Origin of the sequence: Caulifigura coniformis, from assembly GCF_007745175.1 — a bacterium.
In the GTDB taxonomy this organism is placed as follows: Bacteria; Planctomycetota; Planctomycetia; order Planctomycetales; family Planctomycetaceae; genus Caulifigura; species Caulifigura coniformis.
Genome location: NZ_CP036271.1, coordinates 3088303 through 3102564, shown reverse-complemented (window position 1 = coordinate 3102564; position 14262 = coordinate 3088303). Strand labels below are relative to the sequence as shown.

The window sequence follows — 14262 nt, the reverse complement described above, 5'->3', positions numbered from 1 at the left end:
ACGCACTCCCGATCCCTCCGCAAGACTTCAGGGGGAAGAAAGAGGGCGAGGAGTACAGTACCACCCACACAACGCGCCCTCCTTGCTCCCCTCGGCGTCGAACACTCCGCAGTGTTCCCGATCCCTGCCCGTGCCTGCGACTTCCGCGCACAGCTGGTCGCGGTTTCAAGATGGGCCAGTTCCATCGCTGGGTTGCGCCGTTGCCGCAAAATGACATGCGGTGACGAGAGACGAGCGATTGTGAAAAAGCGACTCGCCCTGGGTTTCCGCTCGATCCCTGGTCGGCGATGTTCTCGGTGACCATCATCGATTCGTAGCCAGCCTGCATGACGTGGTGCGACGGCTTGCCCGCCCGAAGAAGGTCACTGAGCGACACGTTTCATCGACCGAAGAATGAACCACAGTTCATTCACCGTCGCATTCTGATTCGGCCCGGCGCAAACTCGCTGAAGGTTTCCTTATATCTCTCGCGAGCGATGAAGATCGTGTGAATTCCTGCTCATGCGTCCATAGGCAGGCGTGATCGAAGCTCTAAATTCGGGCCATGTCTGGTTGTGGCGAACCAGGCGCCGTGGACGGTGCGATCGGGCATGTGGAGTCGCACCGTCCCTGATCCCATCCTGGTCTGTCACAGGGAACTTTTCAGATGATTCGCCGAACGCAGTCGATTCCAACCACACCCGCACAGGTGCAGCTGCTCGAGCAGCGCACCATGCCAGCCGGCAACGTCACCGTCAGCATTTCCAGTGAAGTCCTCTCCATGCGAGGCGATGAGGCCGACAATTCCGTCGTCATCAATCAGCTCGCCAATGGCACCATCGAGATCAAGGGACTGTCCGGCACCAGGATCAATGGAAAGACATCGATCAAACTGAACGGAGCCGGCCTGAAGTCGACCGACCTGAGACTCTTCGGCGGCAACGACAAGCTCGACATCAGAAACCTGAAGGCCTCCGTGGACCACAACATTGAGATGGACCAGGGGAACGACCAGGTGTTGCTCACCGGCGTCTCGGCCGGCGTCAATCTCACAGTGAAGACGGACGCAGGCAACGACACGGTGACGGCCAAGAACGTCCGCACCGGCAGCGATTTCAACATCGAGACCGAAGAAGGAACCTCCAATGTCTCGGTGAAGGGGTCCACGGTCGGAGGATCGCTCACGATCCTCGGCAAGGATGCCCGCGATCAGGTGACGGTCGACACCACCCGTGCCGACAAGGATCTGAAGATCAATACCGGCAAGGGGGACGACGTCGTCAACCTGAAGACTCTTGAAATCGGACTCACTGCGACAATCACAACCGACGAAGGACGCGACTCCATTCTGGTGTCCAGGGTGACGACTGACGAGGACTTCAACGTCGAGGCTGGCAAGGACGACGACCGGATCCAGCTCGTGAACCTGACGTCGAAGAAGAACATCAAGGTCGTGGCGGATGGCGGACGCGATACCGTCATTGGCACCAAGGTTCGCGCCCAGTACGACCTCGAATTCCTGGGCGGCGATGAATTCGACACCCTCGACGACAACGGCATCGTCGGCGGCCAGAAGCGCGACCTCAAGGAGTTCGAACGCATCACGTAATTGCACACGTCTGCTCAACGACAGAACGGCCGGCCCAGGCGAATCCCGGGCCGGCCGTTCACGTCTTTCATGGCCTGGAGGCATGCTGAATGCCTCGACGCCACCTTACTTCTGAGCGTCGTTCTTCGCATCCTCGATATTCGGAACCTCGAACCGCACGAGTTCGACTTCTTTCGTCTCGGCATCCGCCGTCCGGATTTCGTACTTCTCGCTCTTCGCAGGCGTGACCACAGCATCGGCCGCCGGCTTCTCGGCGACCGCCAGCGTCAGGTCGGACTTCCGTCCCAGGCTGTGCGTGCGGGTTGCATTCGGGGCGACCGAGTATTCGTGATGGCCGAGCTTGTAGCTCTGCGACTCAGGCGTGGTGTTCTTCACCTGCACCTGGAACCGGCCGGACGCCGGGCGTCCGAAAAGCTGACAGGCGTAGAACTGGCCGTTGTACCCCTGGGCGACGCCGACGCCGGTTTCGGTGAGGTCGTGGCGCATGAGGTTGGCGTAGTGGCCGGGGGAGCCAATCCACATGTTGACCAGCTGCTGTGCGAGATTCCCGCTCGATCCCTGGTAGGCGATGTTCTCGGTGACCATCATTGATTCGTAACCGGCCTGCATGGCGCGGTGCGACGGCTGGCGACCGTCGGCGGTGTGAGAGAAGACGGCCGTACGGGCCATGTGCTCTGCGAAGCTCTGGGCGGCCGCCTGGAGTTCGGGATTCACGACGACGGGGGGCCGGGCCGACCGCTGACGGAAGTTGTTGATCTGGTCGACCACCTGATCGCGGGTGACGGCGGTGAAGGAGGGGCGACGGGCCGACCGCCGCATGGCGCGCCGTTCGGCACGTTCTTCCTTCGGACTCTTCTCTTCCTGCTCCTCCTTGTTTTCTTCTTCGTCCGCTTTCTCCTCCTCCGCATTCTCCGTCATGGGGGAGTCGGCAGAAGCGGCAGAGCCGGGGGCCGACTCAGGCGCCGCATTCGTCGGTTCATCGCCGTGGGCGAGCGTGGACGAAGCGAGGGCGCCAACAAGAAACAAACGCGCAGCACTTTTGAAATTCATCAATCCATTCATCCGTGAGGACTATCGATCCGAGCCGGCCCCGTGAACGGTTCACGGTCGACTGGGTAGGGGAGTGTCCTGCGTCGACAGTCTCGCCGCGACCGCCAGAACGACCTCAAATGGCAATCCTCGACATTCGTCGCAAGACGCTTCGTGTGAGTTGACAGTCAGCGTGTCCGCCGCAAGCGGTCCGCCGCGTCACCCGGGTGGTTTCACGATGTCGTGATCGGGGAGGCCGGAGCCTCGGGAAGATGTCGAGACGGGCGACGGGGACGGGCGGCGCCTGAGACGCCGCAAACCCTCGCGTTGATGGCGCACGTCGCTCCCGGTTCACCGGTCACAGGCCGACTGACCGGCCTGAACAGTGACGCGGGTCGGAGGACCGGGATCCCTGTCGAGGGATCGGCGTTCGCTGCGACCGCTGTGTGATGTCGGCCGCGACGGACTACGGCAGTGACCATTTCCGGGCGTCGGCCCGGCGGGAGACGAATGACGCCGTCCCGCGCGCCAAGACTGGAGTTCCTCATCCAGCCGGAAACATGTGATCCGGCCCGCTGATCGGGAGCATGATCGTCGCCGGCGCGGTTGGAGAGACGGGCCTCTCCGTCACAAGCAATGCAACAACGATCCGTGGACGACAAACCGACCGATCGGGCAAAGCCTGATTCTCGTATCGGACGCGAAGCCGGGGAGGGTCGTCGCAGGATTCGGGATGAATCGTGTCGACGGGGCGCTGACGGAGCGCATCCTCAGGCGGCTGCGGGGGTTTCTCCCGACAGGGGGCTTCTCACGCACCGGAACGGGATTCCCGCCGGCCGGAGGTCATTGACCGGAGCGCGAACCCGGGACAAGATTTGCGCCGTCCGATCACTGACGGACGCGGAAACGGCGCAGAACCACGTGTCGCGTGCGACTCCCGTGGAGCGTTCTGTCGCCTGACGTACGCCGCCGCGAACGGCGCGGGAAATCCGTGTGCTCCGTCGCGTCTCAATTCTGAACTTCGAGTCGAAAGCCTGCTTCTGATGTCCGATCGCATCTTCAATTTCTCCGCCGGACCGGCCGTCATGCCGGAAGAAGTCCTCAAGCAGTGCCAGGAAGACATGTGGTCTCTGGGCAAGACGGGGATCGGCGTGATGGAGCACTCGCATCGCGGCAAGGCGTTTTCGGCGGTGCTGCTGCAGACGATTGCCGACTGCCGCGCTCTGGCGAAGATCCCGGATGACTACGACATCCTGTTCCTGACGGGCGGGGCGTCGAGCCAGTTCTTCATGATTCCGATGAACTTCCTGGGTAAGGACCAGACGGCCGACTACCTGATGACGGGCGCGTGGTCGAAGAAGGCCATCGGCGATGCGAAGCGGTATGGCAATGTGCATGTCGCGTGCTCGAGCGAAGACAAGAACTGCTCGTACATTCCGGCGGAGGTGACCTGGAGCAAGTCGGCGGTTTACGGCCATTTCACGTCGAACAACACGATTTTCGGCACGCAGTTCAAGACGGAGCCGACGCCGCCGGCGGGCGTTCCTCTGATCTGCGACGCTTCGAGCGATATTTTCAGCCGGCCGATCGACGTCACGAAGTATGGGATGATCTACGCGGGTTCGCAGAAGAACCTTGGCCCGGCGGGCGTCACGCTGGTGATCATCCGCAAGGACCTCGTCGAGCGGGGCTCGAAGGATCTGCCGGTGATGCTGCAGTACCGCACGCACGCCAAGGAAGACAGCTGCTACAACACGCCGCCGAGCTTCCCGATCTATGCCGTCGGCCAGGTCTTCAAGTGGCTGTTGAAGAATGGCGGGCTGGAAGGGATCGCGGCGAAGAACGAGGCGAAAGCCGGGAAACTGTACGACTACCTCGACCAGAGCAGCCTGTTCAAGGCGACGGCCGCCGGGGACAGCCGGTCGCTGATGAACGTCACGTTCGTGACGGGGGACGAGAAGCTGGACGAGCAGTTCATCGCGTTCACGAAGGAACGGAAGATGGACGGTCTGAAGGGTCACCGCAGCGTCGGGGGGATGCGGGCGAGCATTTACAACGCATTCCCCGAGGCGGGGGTTGATGCGTTGATCGCGGCGATGAAGGAGTTCGAGTCGCAGAACAGAAAGTGACCCGTCATGCTAAATGCCGGGTTCACTTCTGTGAGTGGTAAATCGAGAGCTGAGGCGTGAGTTCGCAATATGCTCGTTCGGCCTGGCTGATTGCAGTACTGGTCGTCATGGTTTTGGCCTTGCGGCATAGTGCGGCACCGTGGCTGCGCATGCTTCTGCCGTCGGATCTCATGGCCATCACGGGGTTGTTGTTCGTCGTCCTTTTCTGGGTCCGTCGAGGATCCCGTTGAGCAAGATTTGAGAGCGCCGAGGTGGGCCGTGCGAAGCCCCCGAACGCGATCCAGACAGTTTTCGCATAGCGCGTTGTCAAAAACCTTCTGCCTGCCTACACTCTACGGAGTCTGGTTGGCCGAAGGTTCTTTGTTTGAGGCAGTTATGAACGGTGGAATCCCGCCGGGGGATCGAGAGTTTCTCTCCCTCATGCTGCGTCTCGGGGCCAGTGGCATCACCGAGTTATGCCAGGCCGCCGAGGTCACGGCGACGGCTGTCCGTCAGCGGCTGACTCGATTGCAGTCCACCGGCCTTGTGGAGCGGAAGGCGGTCCGGGCGGATCGCGGCCGTCCGCACCACGTTTATGAAGTCACGGAAGCGGGCCGCCGGTCGCTGGCACGCGACAATTCGGATTTTGCGGTGCTTCTGTGGGAGGGGATCCAGGGAATTGATGATGTCGCGGTCCGGGAAAAGCTGCTGGGCCGCCTGAAAGAGACCATGGTGGGGCAATTCCGGCCGCAGATGGCCGGAGCCTCGCCGGAAGAACGGATGCGCGAGTTGGCGGCGGTCCTGAAGAACCGGGGATTCGAGGTCGACCTGAGCTCCCGCCCGGGAATGGCGTCCGATCTGCCGATCCTGAGAGGACATGCCTGCCCGTACCAGGAGATTGCGGAGCGCGACAGTTCGATCTGTGAACTGGAGCAGCAGGTATTCGGGGAACTGGTCGGTTCGCCGCTGGAATTGACCCGTTGTCGCCAGCGAGGGGACTGTGCCTGCGAGTTCGAGGCGGTGTCCCACGTTTGAGAGTGCCCTGCCCGGCCCCGTCCGGGTGTTCGAGTTTCGGATTTCACCGCGTTACAGTCGGCTCTGCGTTGGGTTTTCCCTCACCGGCTGGACCGCGACACACAGGACGAATCATGACCTGGATTGAAGGACGGTTTGAAGAGAACGTCGTCACCACGTCACTGGAACAGGCCATCAATTGGGCCAAGCAGTCCAGCATCTGGCCGATGACGTTCGGCCTGGCGTGCTGTGCGATCGAAATGATGGCGACCGGTGCGAGCCGGTTCGATATCGACCGTTTCGGCGCTGGCGCCTTCCGCGCCACGCCGCGGCAGGCCGACCTGATGATTGTTGCGGGAACGGTGACCCACAAGATGGCGAGCCGTGTCCGCCGTTTGTGGGAACAGATGCCCGATCCGAAGTACGTGATTGCGATGGGTGCCTGCACGATCGGCGGGGGCCCGTATTTCAAGTACGGATATCACGTGGTGAAGGGGGTCGACCTGGTCGTCCCTGTCGATGTGTACGTTCCTGGGTGCCCACCGCGGCCGGAAGCCCTGCTCGAAGGCCTGATGCGGATCCAGGACAAGATCAAGGCCCAGAAGTTGACGAAGGGCACGCCCAGCGTTTTGCCCGTGCCGCATCACAGCGGTTACGTGCAGGATCCTGAGCTTGTGACGGTTTGAAACACGGCTGATCGAGTTTCGTCAGCCCCGAAGTTGAGTTCCAACGATTTGTGAGTGAGATGAGTCAGCCTGCCAGTTTGAAGATCGAGAACCTGCATGTCGGCGTCGAAGGCGTCGAGATTCTCAAGGGCGTGAACCTTGAGATCCGGCAGGGAGAAGTCCACGCCCTGATGGGGCCGAACGGCTCCGGCAAGAGCACGCTCGCCTACACGCTCGTCGGCCACCCGAAGTATGAGGTGACCGAAGGTCGCATCCTGATCAACGGGACGGAGATCAACGAACTCGATCCGAGCGAGCGGGCGCGACTGGGCCTCTTCCTGGCGTTCCAGTACCCGGTGACGATTCCCGGCGTCCGCGTGGCCGACTTCCTGCGTCATGCTGTCTCGAACATCCGCAACCCCGGCCGCAAGGAAGGGGAAGAGCTGATGAAGATGAAGGACTTCCGCAAGGAACTCCGGGACACGATGAAGGAACTCAACATCGACGAAGAGTTCGCCCGGCGTTATCTGAACGAAGGGTTCTCCGGCGGCGAGAAGAAGCGGATGGAGATCCTCCAGCTCGCCATGCTGAAGCCCAAGTTCGCCATCCTGGACGAGACCGACTCGGGTCTCGACAGCGATGCGGTCCGCGTCGTGAGCGAAGGGCTTTCCAAGCTTTCCGGCCCGCACATGGGCGTTCTCATCATCACGCACCACGAGCGCCTGCTGGAATACAACGTTCCGCAGCATACGCACGTGATGCTGGCTGGCCGGATCGTGGAGACCGGTGACGCTTCGCTGGCTCATGATCTGCATGCCAATGGCTACGCCGGCGTTCGCGAACGACATCCCGCAGCGGCCGCGGAGGAGCAAGCAGCGAAGGTTCAGGATGGAGCCGCTGTCTGAGTTTTTTGTCAGTCAGCGCGATTAAGAAATACGAATCAAACGCGGCTTTCCACCGCGTCAGGAGTTTTGGAAATGTCTGCTGAAGTCCTTGAACAACCTGAAGTTGGCGTCGGCGATTACCAGTACGGTTTTCACGACCGCACCGACAACTACACCTTCACCTCCCGCCGTGGGCTCGATCGCGAGATCGTCGAGCAGATCTCGGAGATGAAGAACGAGCCCGCGTGGATGCGCGAGTTCCGCCTTAAGTCGCTGGAGCAGTTCTTCGCCAAGCCCATGCCCAATTGGGGCGGGGACATGACGGACCTGAACTTCCAGGAGATGTTCTATTACGTCAAAGCGTCCGACCGCCAGGGGAAGACGTGGGACGAAGTGCCGGAAGACATCCGTCGAACCTACGACCGACTGGGTATCCCGGAGGCCGAGAAGAAGCATCTCGCCGGCGTGAAGGCCCAGTACGAATCCGAAGTGATCTACGGATCGCTCCAGGAAGACCTCGCGAAGAAAGGCGTGCTGTTCACCGATACGGACTCCGCGCTTCGCGACCATCCGGAGATTTTCCGCGAATACTTCGGCACGGTCATTCCGCCGAACGACAACAAGTTCGCCGCGCTGAACTCGGCCGTGTGGTCGGGAGGATCGTTCATCTACGTCCCCAAGGGGGTGAAGATCGACTTCCCGCTGCAGGCCTATTTCCGAATCAACACGATGAACATGGGGCAGTTCGAACGAACGCTCATCATCGTCGATGAGGGGGCGAGCGTGCATTATGTCGAAGGCTGCACCGCGCCGACGTATTCCAGCGACTCGCTACACTCGGCCGTCGTGGAGATCATCGTGAAGCGCGGGGCCCGGTGCCGGTACACGACGATCCAGAACTGGTCGAATAACGTGTACAACCTCGTCACCAAGCGCGCGATGGCGTATGGCGATTCGCTCATGGAGTGGATCGACGGAAACCTCGGTTCGAAGCTGACGATGAAGTATCCGGCCATCTGGCTCATGGAGCCGGGCGCCCGGGGCGAGACGCTGTCGATCGCCTTCGCCGGCAACGGCCAGCATCAGGACGCCGGAGCCAAGATGGTCCACTGCGCTCCGCATACCTCCAGCCGCATCATCTCGAAGTCGATTTCGAAGAACGGCGGACGCTCGAGCTACCGTGGACTTGTGAAGGTTCAGAACGGCGCCACCGACTGCAAGAGCAACGTGGTCTGCGACGCGCTGATCCTGGACCCGGCCAGCCGCAGCGACACCTACCCGTACATCGAAGTCGATGAAGACGACGTCGCCATCGAGCACGAGGCCAGCGTCTCGAAGATCGCGGAAGAACAGGTTCTGTACCTGATGAGCCGCGGTTTGACGGAGGCCGAGGCTTCGAGCATGATCGTGACGGGATTCATCGAGCCGCTCGTCAAAGAACTGCCGATGGAATACGCGGTGGAGATGAACAAGCTGATCGAACTGCAGATGGAAGGTTCGGTTGGGTAAGCTGGTGATGCCGTCGCTCGCACGGAGCGGCGGTTTTCCGGGTTCAGGCAACGTGGAGCTGGCTGATGAGCGGGAGCGGCCGACTCTTTCACCCACTCATGTCGCGGCGCACGGCCGTACAGGCCGGTGCTGTCGGCCTGCTCGGGCTCGGAACGAATCATCTCAACGCGCTGCGGGCGTCGACCGAGGAGAAGGTCGCCGCCAATGCACCAGCCAAGCGGTGCATCTACATCTTCCTTTCCGGCGGCCTGTCGCAACATGAGAGTTTCGATCTGAAGCCGGAAGCTCCGGACGGCATCCGCAGCGATTTCGCGCCGATCGCGACGGCCACCCCCGGCCTGGATGTGTGCGAGCACCTCCCGGAACTGGCGAAGCGGAGCAAGCTGTGGAGCGTCGTCCGGTCGCTGACGCACAGCACGAACGATCACACGGCTGGCCACTACTACATGCTCACGGGGCGAACCGCTCCGTCGGTCGGGTTCAGGAACGACCGTAAGCCGCGTCCCACCGACTGGCCCTCGATTGCCTCGATCGTCGGCGACGCAGTTCCGATCCGGAATAACAACCTTCCGCCGGCGATCGTGCTCCCGGACCGGATCGTTCACTGGTCGGGTGGAGTGATCCCGGGCAACTACGGCGGGCTGATGGGGCGGAAGCACGATCCGTTCTTTATCGAGGCCTCTCCCTATGGCAATCCGTTCTGGAAGGGAGCGTTTCCCGAATACACGTTCCCGAACACGACGAAGGATCCGCCGAAGGAGCCGGACGCCCGCGTATTCCAGGCGCCCAGCATCCAACTGGCGCCGGGACTGACGTCCGATCGTTCCTCCGGCCGGAACCTGCTGCTCGACGAACTCGACCGTCAGCGCGGCGCCCTGGAACGTTCGGCGAGCATCGAGCAGTACGACCACCAGCGGCAATCGGCCATTTCGATGCTCTCGGCGCCGGAAGTGCGCCAGGCCTTCGATGTGACGAACGCAGATGAGGCTGAGCAGCGGCGGTACGGAAAGAACGCCTTCGGGTGGTCGCTCTTGATGGCGCTCCGGCTGGCCCAGGCCGGCGTGAACCTCGTGCAGGTGAACCTCGGCAACAACGAGACGTGGGACAACCACGGCGAGATCTTCTGGCGACTCCGCGAGAAGCTGTTCCCGCCGCTCGACCGCGCGCTGTCGGCTTTCCTCGATGACCTCAATTCCACCGGGCTGCTCGATACCACGCTGGTGGTCATGGGGAGTGAGTTCGGGCGAACGCCGAAGCTTTCCAAGCTTTCGTCTGCGTACGTCGAGGCGGGCCGCGATCACTGGGGGGCCGTGCAGAGCGTGTTCTTCGCCGGCGGCGGCATCAAAGGCGGCCAGGTCGTAGGCGCGTCCGACAAGATCGGCGGGTATCCGATCCGGGATCCGCAGACGCCGGAGAACATGGCGGCCACGATTTACCGGCAGCTGGGCATTCCGGAGACGGCCGCCTGGCACGACGAAACGGGCCGGCCGTTCCATATCTACAACGGGCTGCCGATCATGGGGCTGCTGTAACGGCGGGAGTCGTCGCTGGCTCGCTGGACGGGATCAAAGCGGCTGCTTCATAATCGCCCTGCGCAGCTAGGGCTGCGACGAAGTTCGTGAAACCCGCTTGCTCACCGGTTCGTTCATGATTCGCATTGCCGCGCTCGCTCTGTTTCTCTCGGCCGCTCAAATGACCATCGCCGCGCCTCCCGCTCCTGAACCGTTCGGAAAAACCGCCGACGGCGTCGCCGTTGAACGCTATACGCTGAAAAACGCGAACGGCGTGACTGCGAAGATCATGACCCGCGGCGCCACGCTCACCGAGCTGCACATGCCGGACAAATCGGGCAAGGCGGCGGACGTCGTCCTCGGGTTCGACAACGTCGCCGGTTATGAATCGGACGACAACCAGTACTTCGGCTGCACCGTCGGCCGCGTCGGCAACCGCATCAAGGAAGGGAAGTTCAAGCTCAACGGCAAGGACTACCAGCTGCTGGTCAACAACGGCCCGAATCACCTCCACGGCGGCGGGCCGCGCAGCTTCGACAAGGTCGTCTGGAAAGCCCAGGGGATCGAAACGAAGAACGGCCCCGGCGTGCGGTTCACCTACACGAGCCCGGACGGCGAAGAAGGGTACCCGGGCAACCTGTCGGCGACGGTCACTTACAGCCTGAGCGATTCGAACGAGCTGCGGATCGACTACGAGGCGACGACCGACGCGGACACGCCAATCAACCTCACGAATCACAGCTACTTCAATCTCGGTGGAGCCGGTTCGCCGACGGTGCTCGACCACGTGCTGCTGCTGAACGCCTCGAAATACACACCGACCGATGACACCCTCATCCCGACCGGCAAGATCGCCCCGGTGGAAGGGACGCCGCTCGATTTCCGGAAGCCGACCCGCATCGGCGACCGCATCGATCAGCTCACGAAGACGGCCAACATCGGCTATGACCACAACGTCGTCTGCGATGGAGAGGCCGGCAAGTTGCGGCACATCGCCACGCTGAAGGACCCGGCCTCGGGCCGCGTGCTGAAGGTGTCGACGACGGAGCCGGGTGTGCAGTTCTACTCGGGAAATTTCCTCAAGGGGCAGAAGGGAAAAGGGGGCAAGACGTACGCTCACCGGAGCGCGATGTGCCTCGAAACCCAGCACTTCCCCGATTCGGTGAATCATCCGAACTTCCCGAATGCCATCCTGAAGCCGGGCGACACGTACAGGCACGCGGCCGTGTTCGGCCTGTCGGCGGAGTAACGGCGAAATGCCGCTCGTGGAGATCAGCGGCCCCGCCGTGGCGACCGGATTCCGGTTCGACGTCGTGGCTGCGGTCGGCCTGCTGGTGTCCGCGGTTGTCGTGGTCGTATTCGCGCGCGGCTGTCTGGGACGGTCGCGCGCCTCGGTGGCGTTGGCCGCCGCGCTCTTCGCCACCACAGCTCTCCTGGGATGCGCAGCTGGACCGATCGAGTTCCTGGCGATCTGGCAGGCGCATTGGTTTCTGGCATGGGGGCTGAGCCTCTTCTTCGGGGACGACGACGTTCAGTTATGGACCGGCCGGCTTCTGATTTCCGGCTGGATCTTCGACTCCGTTCTGATCGTGGGTGCGGTGGCGATTGCCGGGAACGCGACGCCCGAGCGCCTGCCTGTCATGACGTCAGTTCTCGCCTGGGGATTCGGGCTGTCGCTTGCCAACCGGGTCGCCGCGTTTCCAGTCGGCGCCCATGCCGTGTGGAATGATCGTGCCGTGAGGCCTGCCATCAGCTGGATGCTGTTGTCCTGTCTCCCACCGGCGACAATTCTCGGCCTGCGGCTGATCGAACTGCTCGAGGCGGATCCGGCCGCGCGACTGGGCATCAGTCAGTTCCTCGCCGCGGTGGCCATTGCGGCGGCACTGACGTCGCTCAGGCAGCAAACCGCGATCCGCGAGATGGCTTGGCGGCTTTCGGCAGTGCTTGCGGGCATCGCCGCGGTCTCGCTGATGGTTCCTGCCTGGTCTGGTCGGATCGTCTGGATGATCGCGGCCACGGCTCTTGTCGTCGCGGGCCTCAGGCTGCCGAGCGCTGCACGTCCGCGTCGCGCGGACTCGCCGACGAACGATTTTCTCGGGAGGCTGGAGTCGGCCGCTTCGCGAGAGTGGAACCTGCCGAACGTCTGGAAGTTCGCGGTGGCTTTGCCCGTTCGTGGGGCATCGCAGGTCACGAGGTTCGTCGATGGTTTCGTGTTCGAACAACTGCCCAGCCAGCTGTTCAGGAAGTTCGAGAACGCGGCGAGCCCCATCCGACAGGCGGTTCCCGGAACTCTCGGCCGATTGCTGACATCGTTGCTCGTGCTTGCGGCCTTCCTGGTTCTTCTTGTGTTGGCGTTCCGATGACCGAGCTGTCGTGGTTGGCCACCGCCGCGGCCGGTCTGGCATGCAGCTGGATCGTCAGTCCGCCGAACTCCACTGCCGGCCGCGCGGCGTGGACGGCCCTTGTGATTGCGTTCTTCGCGACCGTCTGCCTGATGACGTTGACTCACCGGGCCGCGCTGGTGATCGCTCTTCCTCTCGCGGCGGCAGCAACACCGCTGGCGGTGATTCGCAGGCACCGTGCCGGATCCCAGACACAGGAAATTCCGGCCGCGCGTAGCCGCGTCGTGATTGCGATCATCGGAGCGTTTCTCCTGGCGCTGGGTGTGAATGTCTCCGCCCTGTCTGAACGATCGCCTTGGGGAGCCGCAGCGGCGCTGACGGGAGCGGCCCTGGTCGCGGGCATTCTTCCATTTCACAGGCCGTCGACGGAGTGTCTCCGTGCGGCTCCGGCCGACATCCGCGCTCCGGCCCTCCTGATGCTCGGTCCGGGCCTCTGGATCTCGCTGGCTCGATGGCTACCGGCCCAGTCAGCCGGGAGCATTGGGGCCACGCTGCCGATCCTGACATTGTGGGTCGGCGCGCTCCTCATGCTCGCGCGGGGTGACCTTCCCCGCATCTGTAGCGCGACGTTTCTGTTCGCTGCGGGACAGGTGGCGTTCGCAGCGGTCTCGGGGGCAAAGTCCGCCATGGCCGTCGCAGGCTCCCTGACGGCTCCGCTGATGCTCGTTGTCCTGCTCATCTCCAAACTGGAACGCAACTCCGGGACGCGCGAGGTCTCCGAGCTTGGAGGGCTGGCCCGCCGACTGCCGCGTCTTTCTCTTGCACTCACCGCCGCGGCGTTCTGGCTTGTCGGAAGCGCCGCCCTGCCCGGCTGTCGCACGCTCCTCGACATCGCCATTTCCGGTCGGGAGGAAATTTCCATCGGGCGGCTGGTGGGCGACGCCTGGCCTGTCTATGTGCCATTCGTCATGGCTGTCTGGGGTTGGTTGCTTCTGCTTCGTGACCTGCTCGTAGGCCTCCCCCGCTCTCCCCTCTTCCCCGAGCCACTGCGAGATCGCGTCGCCACGCCTCAGGCCGACCGCCCCCTGGACGACCTGACCACGATCGAGCTGGCGGCCGTCATCGGGTTTTCCGTGACGGCGATGGTCATCTGATCCGGGCTGTCCGGCCACGCTTTCAGCGGAGTTTGCGATTGGCTTCCGTGCCGCGGCCCGCGTATGGTGTCGATCAGGGCATCTCAGAGTTCGCGGGCTTGATGAAACGCGGGTGTCACGCAGCGAGTGAGGTGCGTTCGGCTTCTCAGTCTGAATCGAGGAACCACAAAATGGGCAAGCCATTGTTGGCGATCTTTCTGGTGGGAGTTTTCACACTGGCCATGTTTGGCGCCGCGGTCAAAGCGGAGAAAGGTGAACCGGAAGAAAAGTTCCGTGGCCGACGCGCGGGCGTCGCAATGCTGATCTCCCACCTCGGACGCAACCTGGGCAAAACCGGTTCACTGGCGCTGGGAGGCGTCGCCGAACTCATCTGCGTGGGCTGGCTGGTCGCGGCGGTGAAGTCTCGTGGAAGCGAGGTTCAGGAGGCCGAATGAGCGGCTCGGGCGGTCTCAAAGGGC

At 62.7% G+C, this 14262-nt stretch carries 12 protein-coding genes; 11 read left to right on the top strand and 1 reads right to left on the bottom strand.

All coding sequences use genetic code 11. The features are described 5' to 3' along the window. Nucleotides 1-646 precede the first annotated feature (646 nt). Complete coding sequence (locus Pan44_RS12360) at nucleotides 647-1588, top strand: hypothetical protein (RefSeq protein WP_145030350.1); 942 nt, start codon at nucleotides 647-649, stop codon at nucleotides 1586-1588. Between the two features lie 105 nt (nucleotides 1589-1693). Here Pan44_RS12360 and Pan44_RS12355 read toward each other — a convergent pair whose 3' ends face one another. Further along, nucleotides 1694-2638 (bottom strand): CAP domain-containing protein, encoded by a 945-nt coding sequence (locus Pan44_RS12355; RefSeq protein ID WP_197454043.1) that lies wholly within the window; start codon nucleotides 2636-2638, stop codon nucleotides 1694-1696. A 1022-nt stretch (nucleotides 2639-3660) separates the two neighbouring features. Here Pan44_RS12355 and serC point away from each other — a divergent pair. The 10 genes from serC (at nucleotide 3661) to Pan44_RS12305 (ending at nucleotide 14238) form a co-directional block, all read left to right on the top strand. After that, complete coding sequence (serC, locus tag Pan44_RS12350; protein WP_145030348.1) at nucleotides 3661-4746, top strand: 3-phosphoserine/phosphohydroxythreonine transaminase; 1086 nt, start codon at nucleotides 3661-3663, stop codon at nucleotides 4744-4746. 375 nt (nucleotides 4747-5121) lie between these two features. Then, nucleotides 5122-5760: a helix-turn-helix transcriptional regulator gene (locus tag Pan44_RS12345; RefSeq protein ID WP_145030347.1), complete on the top strand. Its 639-nt coding sequence runs from the start codon at nucleotides 5122-5124 to the stop codon at nucleotides 5758-5760. A gap of 113 nt (nucleotides 5761-5873) precedes the next feature. Continuing rightward, nucleotides 5874-6425 (top strand): NADH-quinone oxidoreductase subunit B, encoded by a 552-nt coding sequence (locus Pan44_RS12340; protein WP_145030346.1) that lies wholly within the window; start codon nucleotides 5874-5876, stop codon nucleotides 6423-6425. 59 nt (nucleotides 6426-6484) lie between these two features. Further along, nucleotides 6485-7309 carry a Fe-S cluster assembly ATPase SufC gene (gene sufC / locus Pan44_RS12335; RefSeq protein ID WP_145030345.1) on the top strand — a complete coding sequence of 275 codons (825 nt, stop codon included), beginning with the start codon at nucleotides 6485-6487 and terminating at the stop codon, nucleotides 7307-7309. 72 nt (nucleotides 7310-7381) lie between these two features. Continuing rightward, on the top strand, nucleotides 7382-8797 hold the full coding sequence (gene sufB, locus Pan44_RS12330; RefSeq protein WP_145030344.1) for a Fe-S cluster assembly protein SufB: 1416 nt from the start codon (nucleotides 7382-7384) through the stop codon (nucleotides 8795-8797). 98 nt (nucleotides 8798-8895) lie between these two features. Beyond that, entirely contained in the window at nucleotides 8896-10329 is a 1434-nt protein-coding gene (locus Pan44_RS12325; protein ID WP_231754307.1) for a DUF1501 domain-containing protein, read from the top strand. 115 nt (nucleotides 10330-10444) lie between these two features. After that, nucleotides 10445-11557 (top strand): aldose epimerase family protein, encoded by a 1113-nt coding sequence (locus tag Pan44_RS12320; protein WP_197454042.1) that lies wholly within the window; start codon nucleotides 10445-10447, stop codon nucleotides 11555-11557. A 7-nt stretch (nucleotides 11558-11564) separates the two neighbouring features. After that, a complete protein-coding gene (locus Pan44_RS12315; protein ID WP_145030342.1) occupies nucleotides 11565-12671 on the top strand; it encodes a hypothetical protein in 1107 nt (368 codons plus the stop codon). Next, complete coding sequence (locus Pan44_RS12310) at nucleotides 12668-13804, top strand: hypothetical protein (protein ID WP_145030341.1); 1137 nt, start codon at nucleotides 12668-12670, stop codon at nucleotides 13802-13804. The genes Pan44_RS12315 and Pan44_RS12310 overlap by 4 nt, the downstream gene beginning before the upstream one ends. Nucleotides 13805-13974: 170 nt before the next feature. Further along, a complete protein-coding gene (locus tag Pan44_RS12305; protein WP_145030340.1) occupies nucleotides 13975-14238 on the top strand; it encodes a hypothetical protein in 264 nt (87 codons plus the stop codon). Nucleotides 14239-14262: the final 24 nt, after the last annotated feature.

What these genes read in the sequence shown, in the direction of transcription:
- Pan44_RS12360 (WP_145030350.1), top strand. Translation starts at nt 647, where the DNA reads ATGATTCGCCGAACGCAGTCGATTCCAACCACACCCGCACAGGTGCAG.
- Pan44_RS12355 (WP_197454043.1), bottom strand. Translation starts at nt 2,638, where the DNA reads ATGAATTTCAAAAGTGCTGCGCGTTTGTTTCTTGTTGGCGCCCTCGCT.
- serC (WP_145030348.1), top strand. Translation starts at nt 3,661, where the DNA reads ATGTCCGATCGCATCTTCAATTTCTCCGCCGGACCGGCCGTCATGCCG.
- Pan44_RS12345 (WP_145030347.1), top strand. Translation starts at nt 5,122, where the DNA reads ATGAACGGTGGAATCCCGCCGGGGGATCGAGAGTTTCTCTCCCTCATG.
- Pan44_RS12340 (WP_145030346.1), top strand. Translation starts at nt 5,874, where the DNA reads ATGACCTGGATTGAAGGACGGTTTGAAGAGAACGTCGTCACCACGTCA.
- sufC (WP_145030345.1), top strand. Translation starts at nt 6,485, where the DNA reads ATGAGTCAGCCTGCCAGTTTGAAGATCGAGAACCTGCATGTCGGCGTC.
- sufB (WP_145030344.1), top strand. Translation starts at nt 7,382, where the DNA reads ATGTCTGCTGAAGTCCTTGAACAACCTGAAGTTGGCGTCGGCGATTAC.
- Pan44_RS12325 (WP_231754307.1), top strand. Translation starts at nt 8,896, where the DNA reads ATGTCGCGGCGCACGGCCGTACAGGCCGGTGCTGTCGGCCTGCTCGGG.
- Pan44_RS12320 (WP_197454042.1), top strand. Translation starts at nt 10,445, where the DNA reads ATGATTCGCATTGCCGCGCTCGCTCTGTTTCTCTCGGCCGCTCAAATG.
- Pan44_RS12315 (WP_145030342.1), top strand. Translation starts at nt 11,565, where the DNA reads ATGCCGCTCGTGGAGATCAGCGGCCCCGCCGTGGCGACCGGATTCCGG.
- Pan44_RS12310 (WP_145030341.1), top strand. Translation starts at nt 12,668, where the DNA reads ATGACCGAGCTGTCGTGGTTGGCCACCGCCGCGGCCGGTCTGGCATGC.
- Pan44_RS12305 (WP_145030340.1), top strand. Translation starts at nt 13,975, where the DNA reads ATGGGCAAGCCATTGTTGGCGATCTTTCTGGTGGGAGTTTTCACACTG.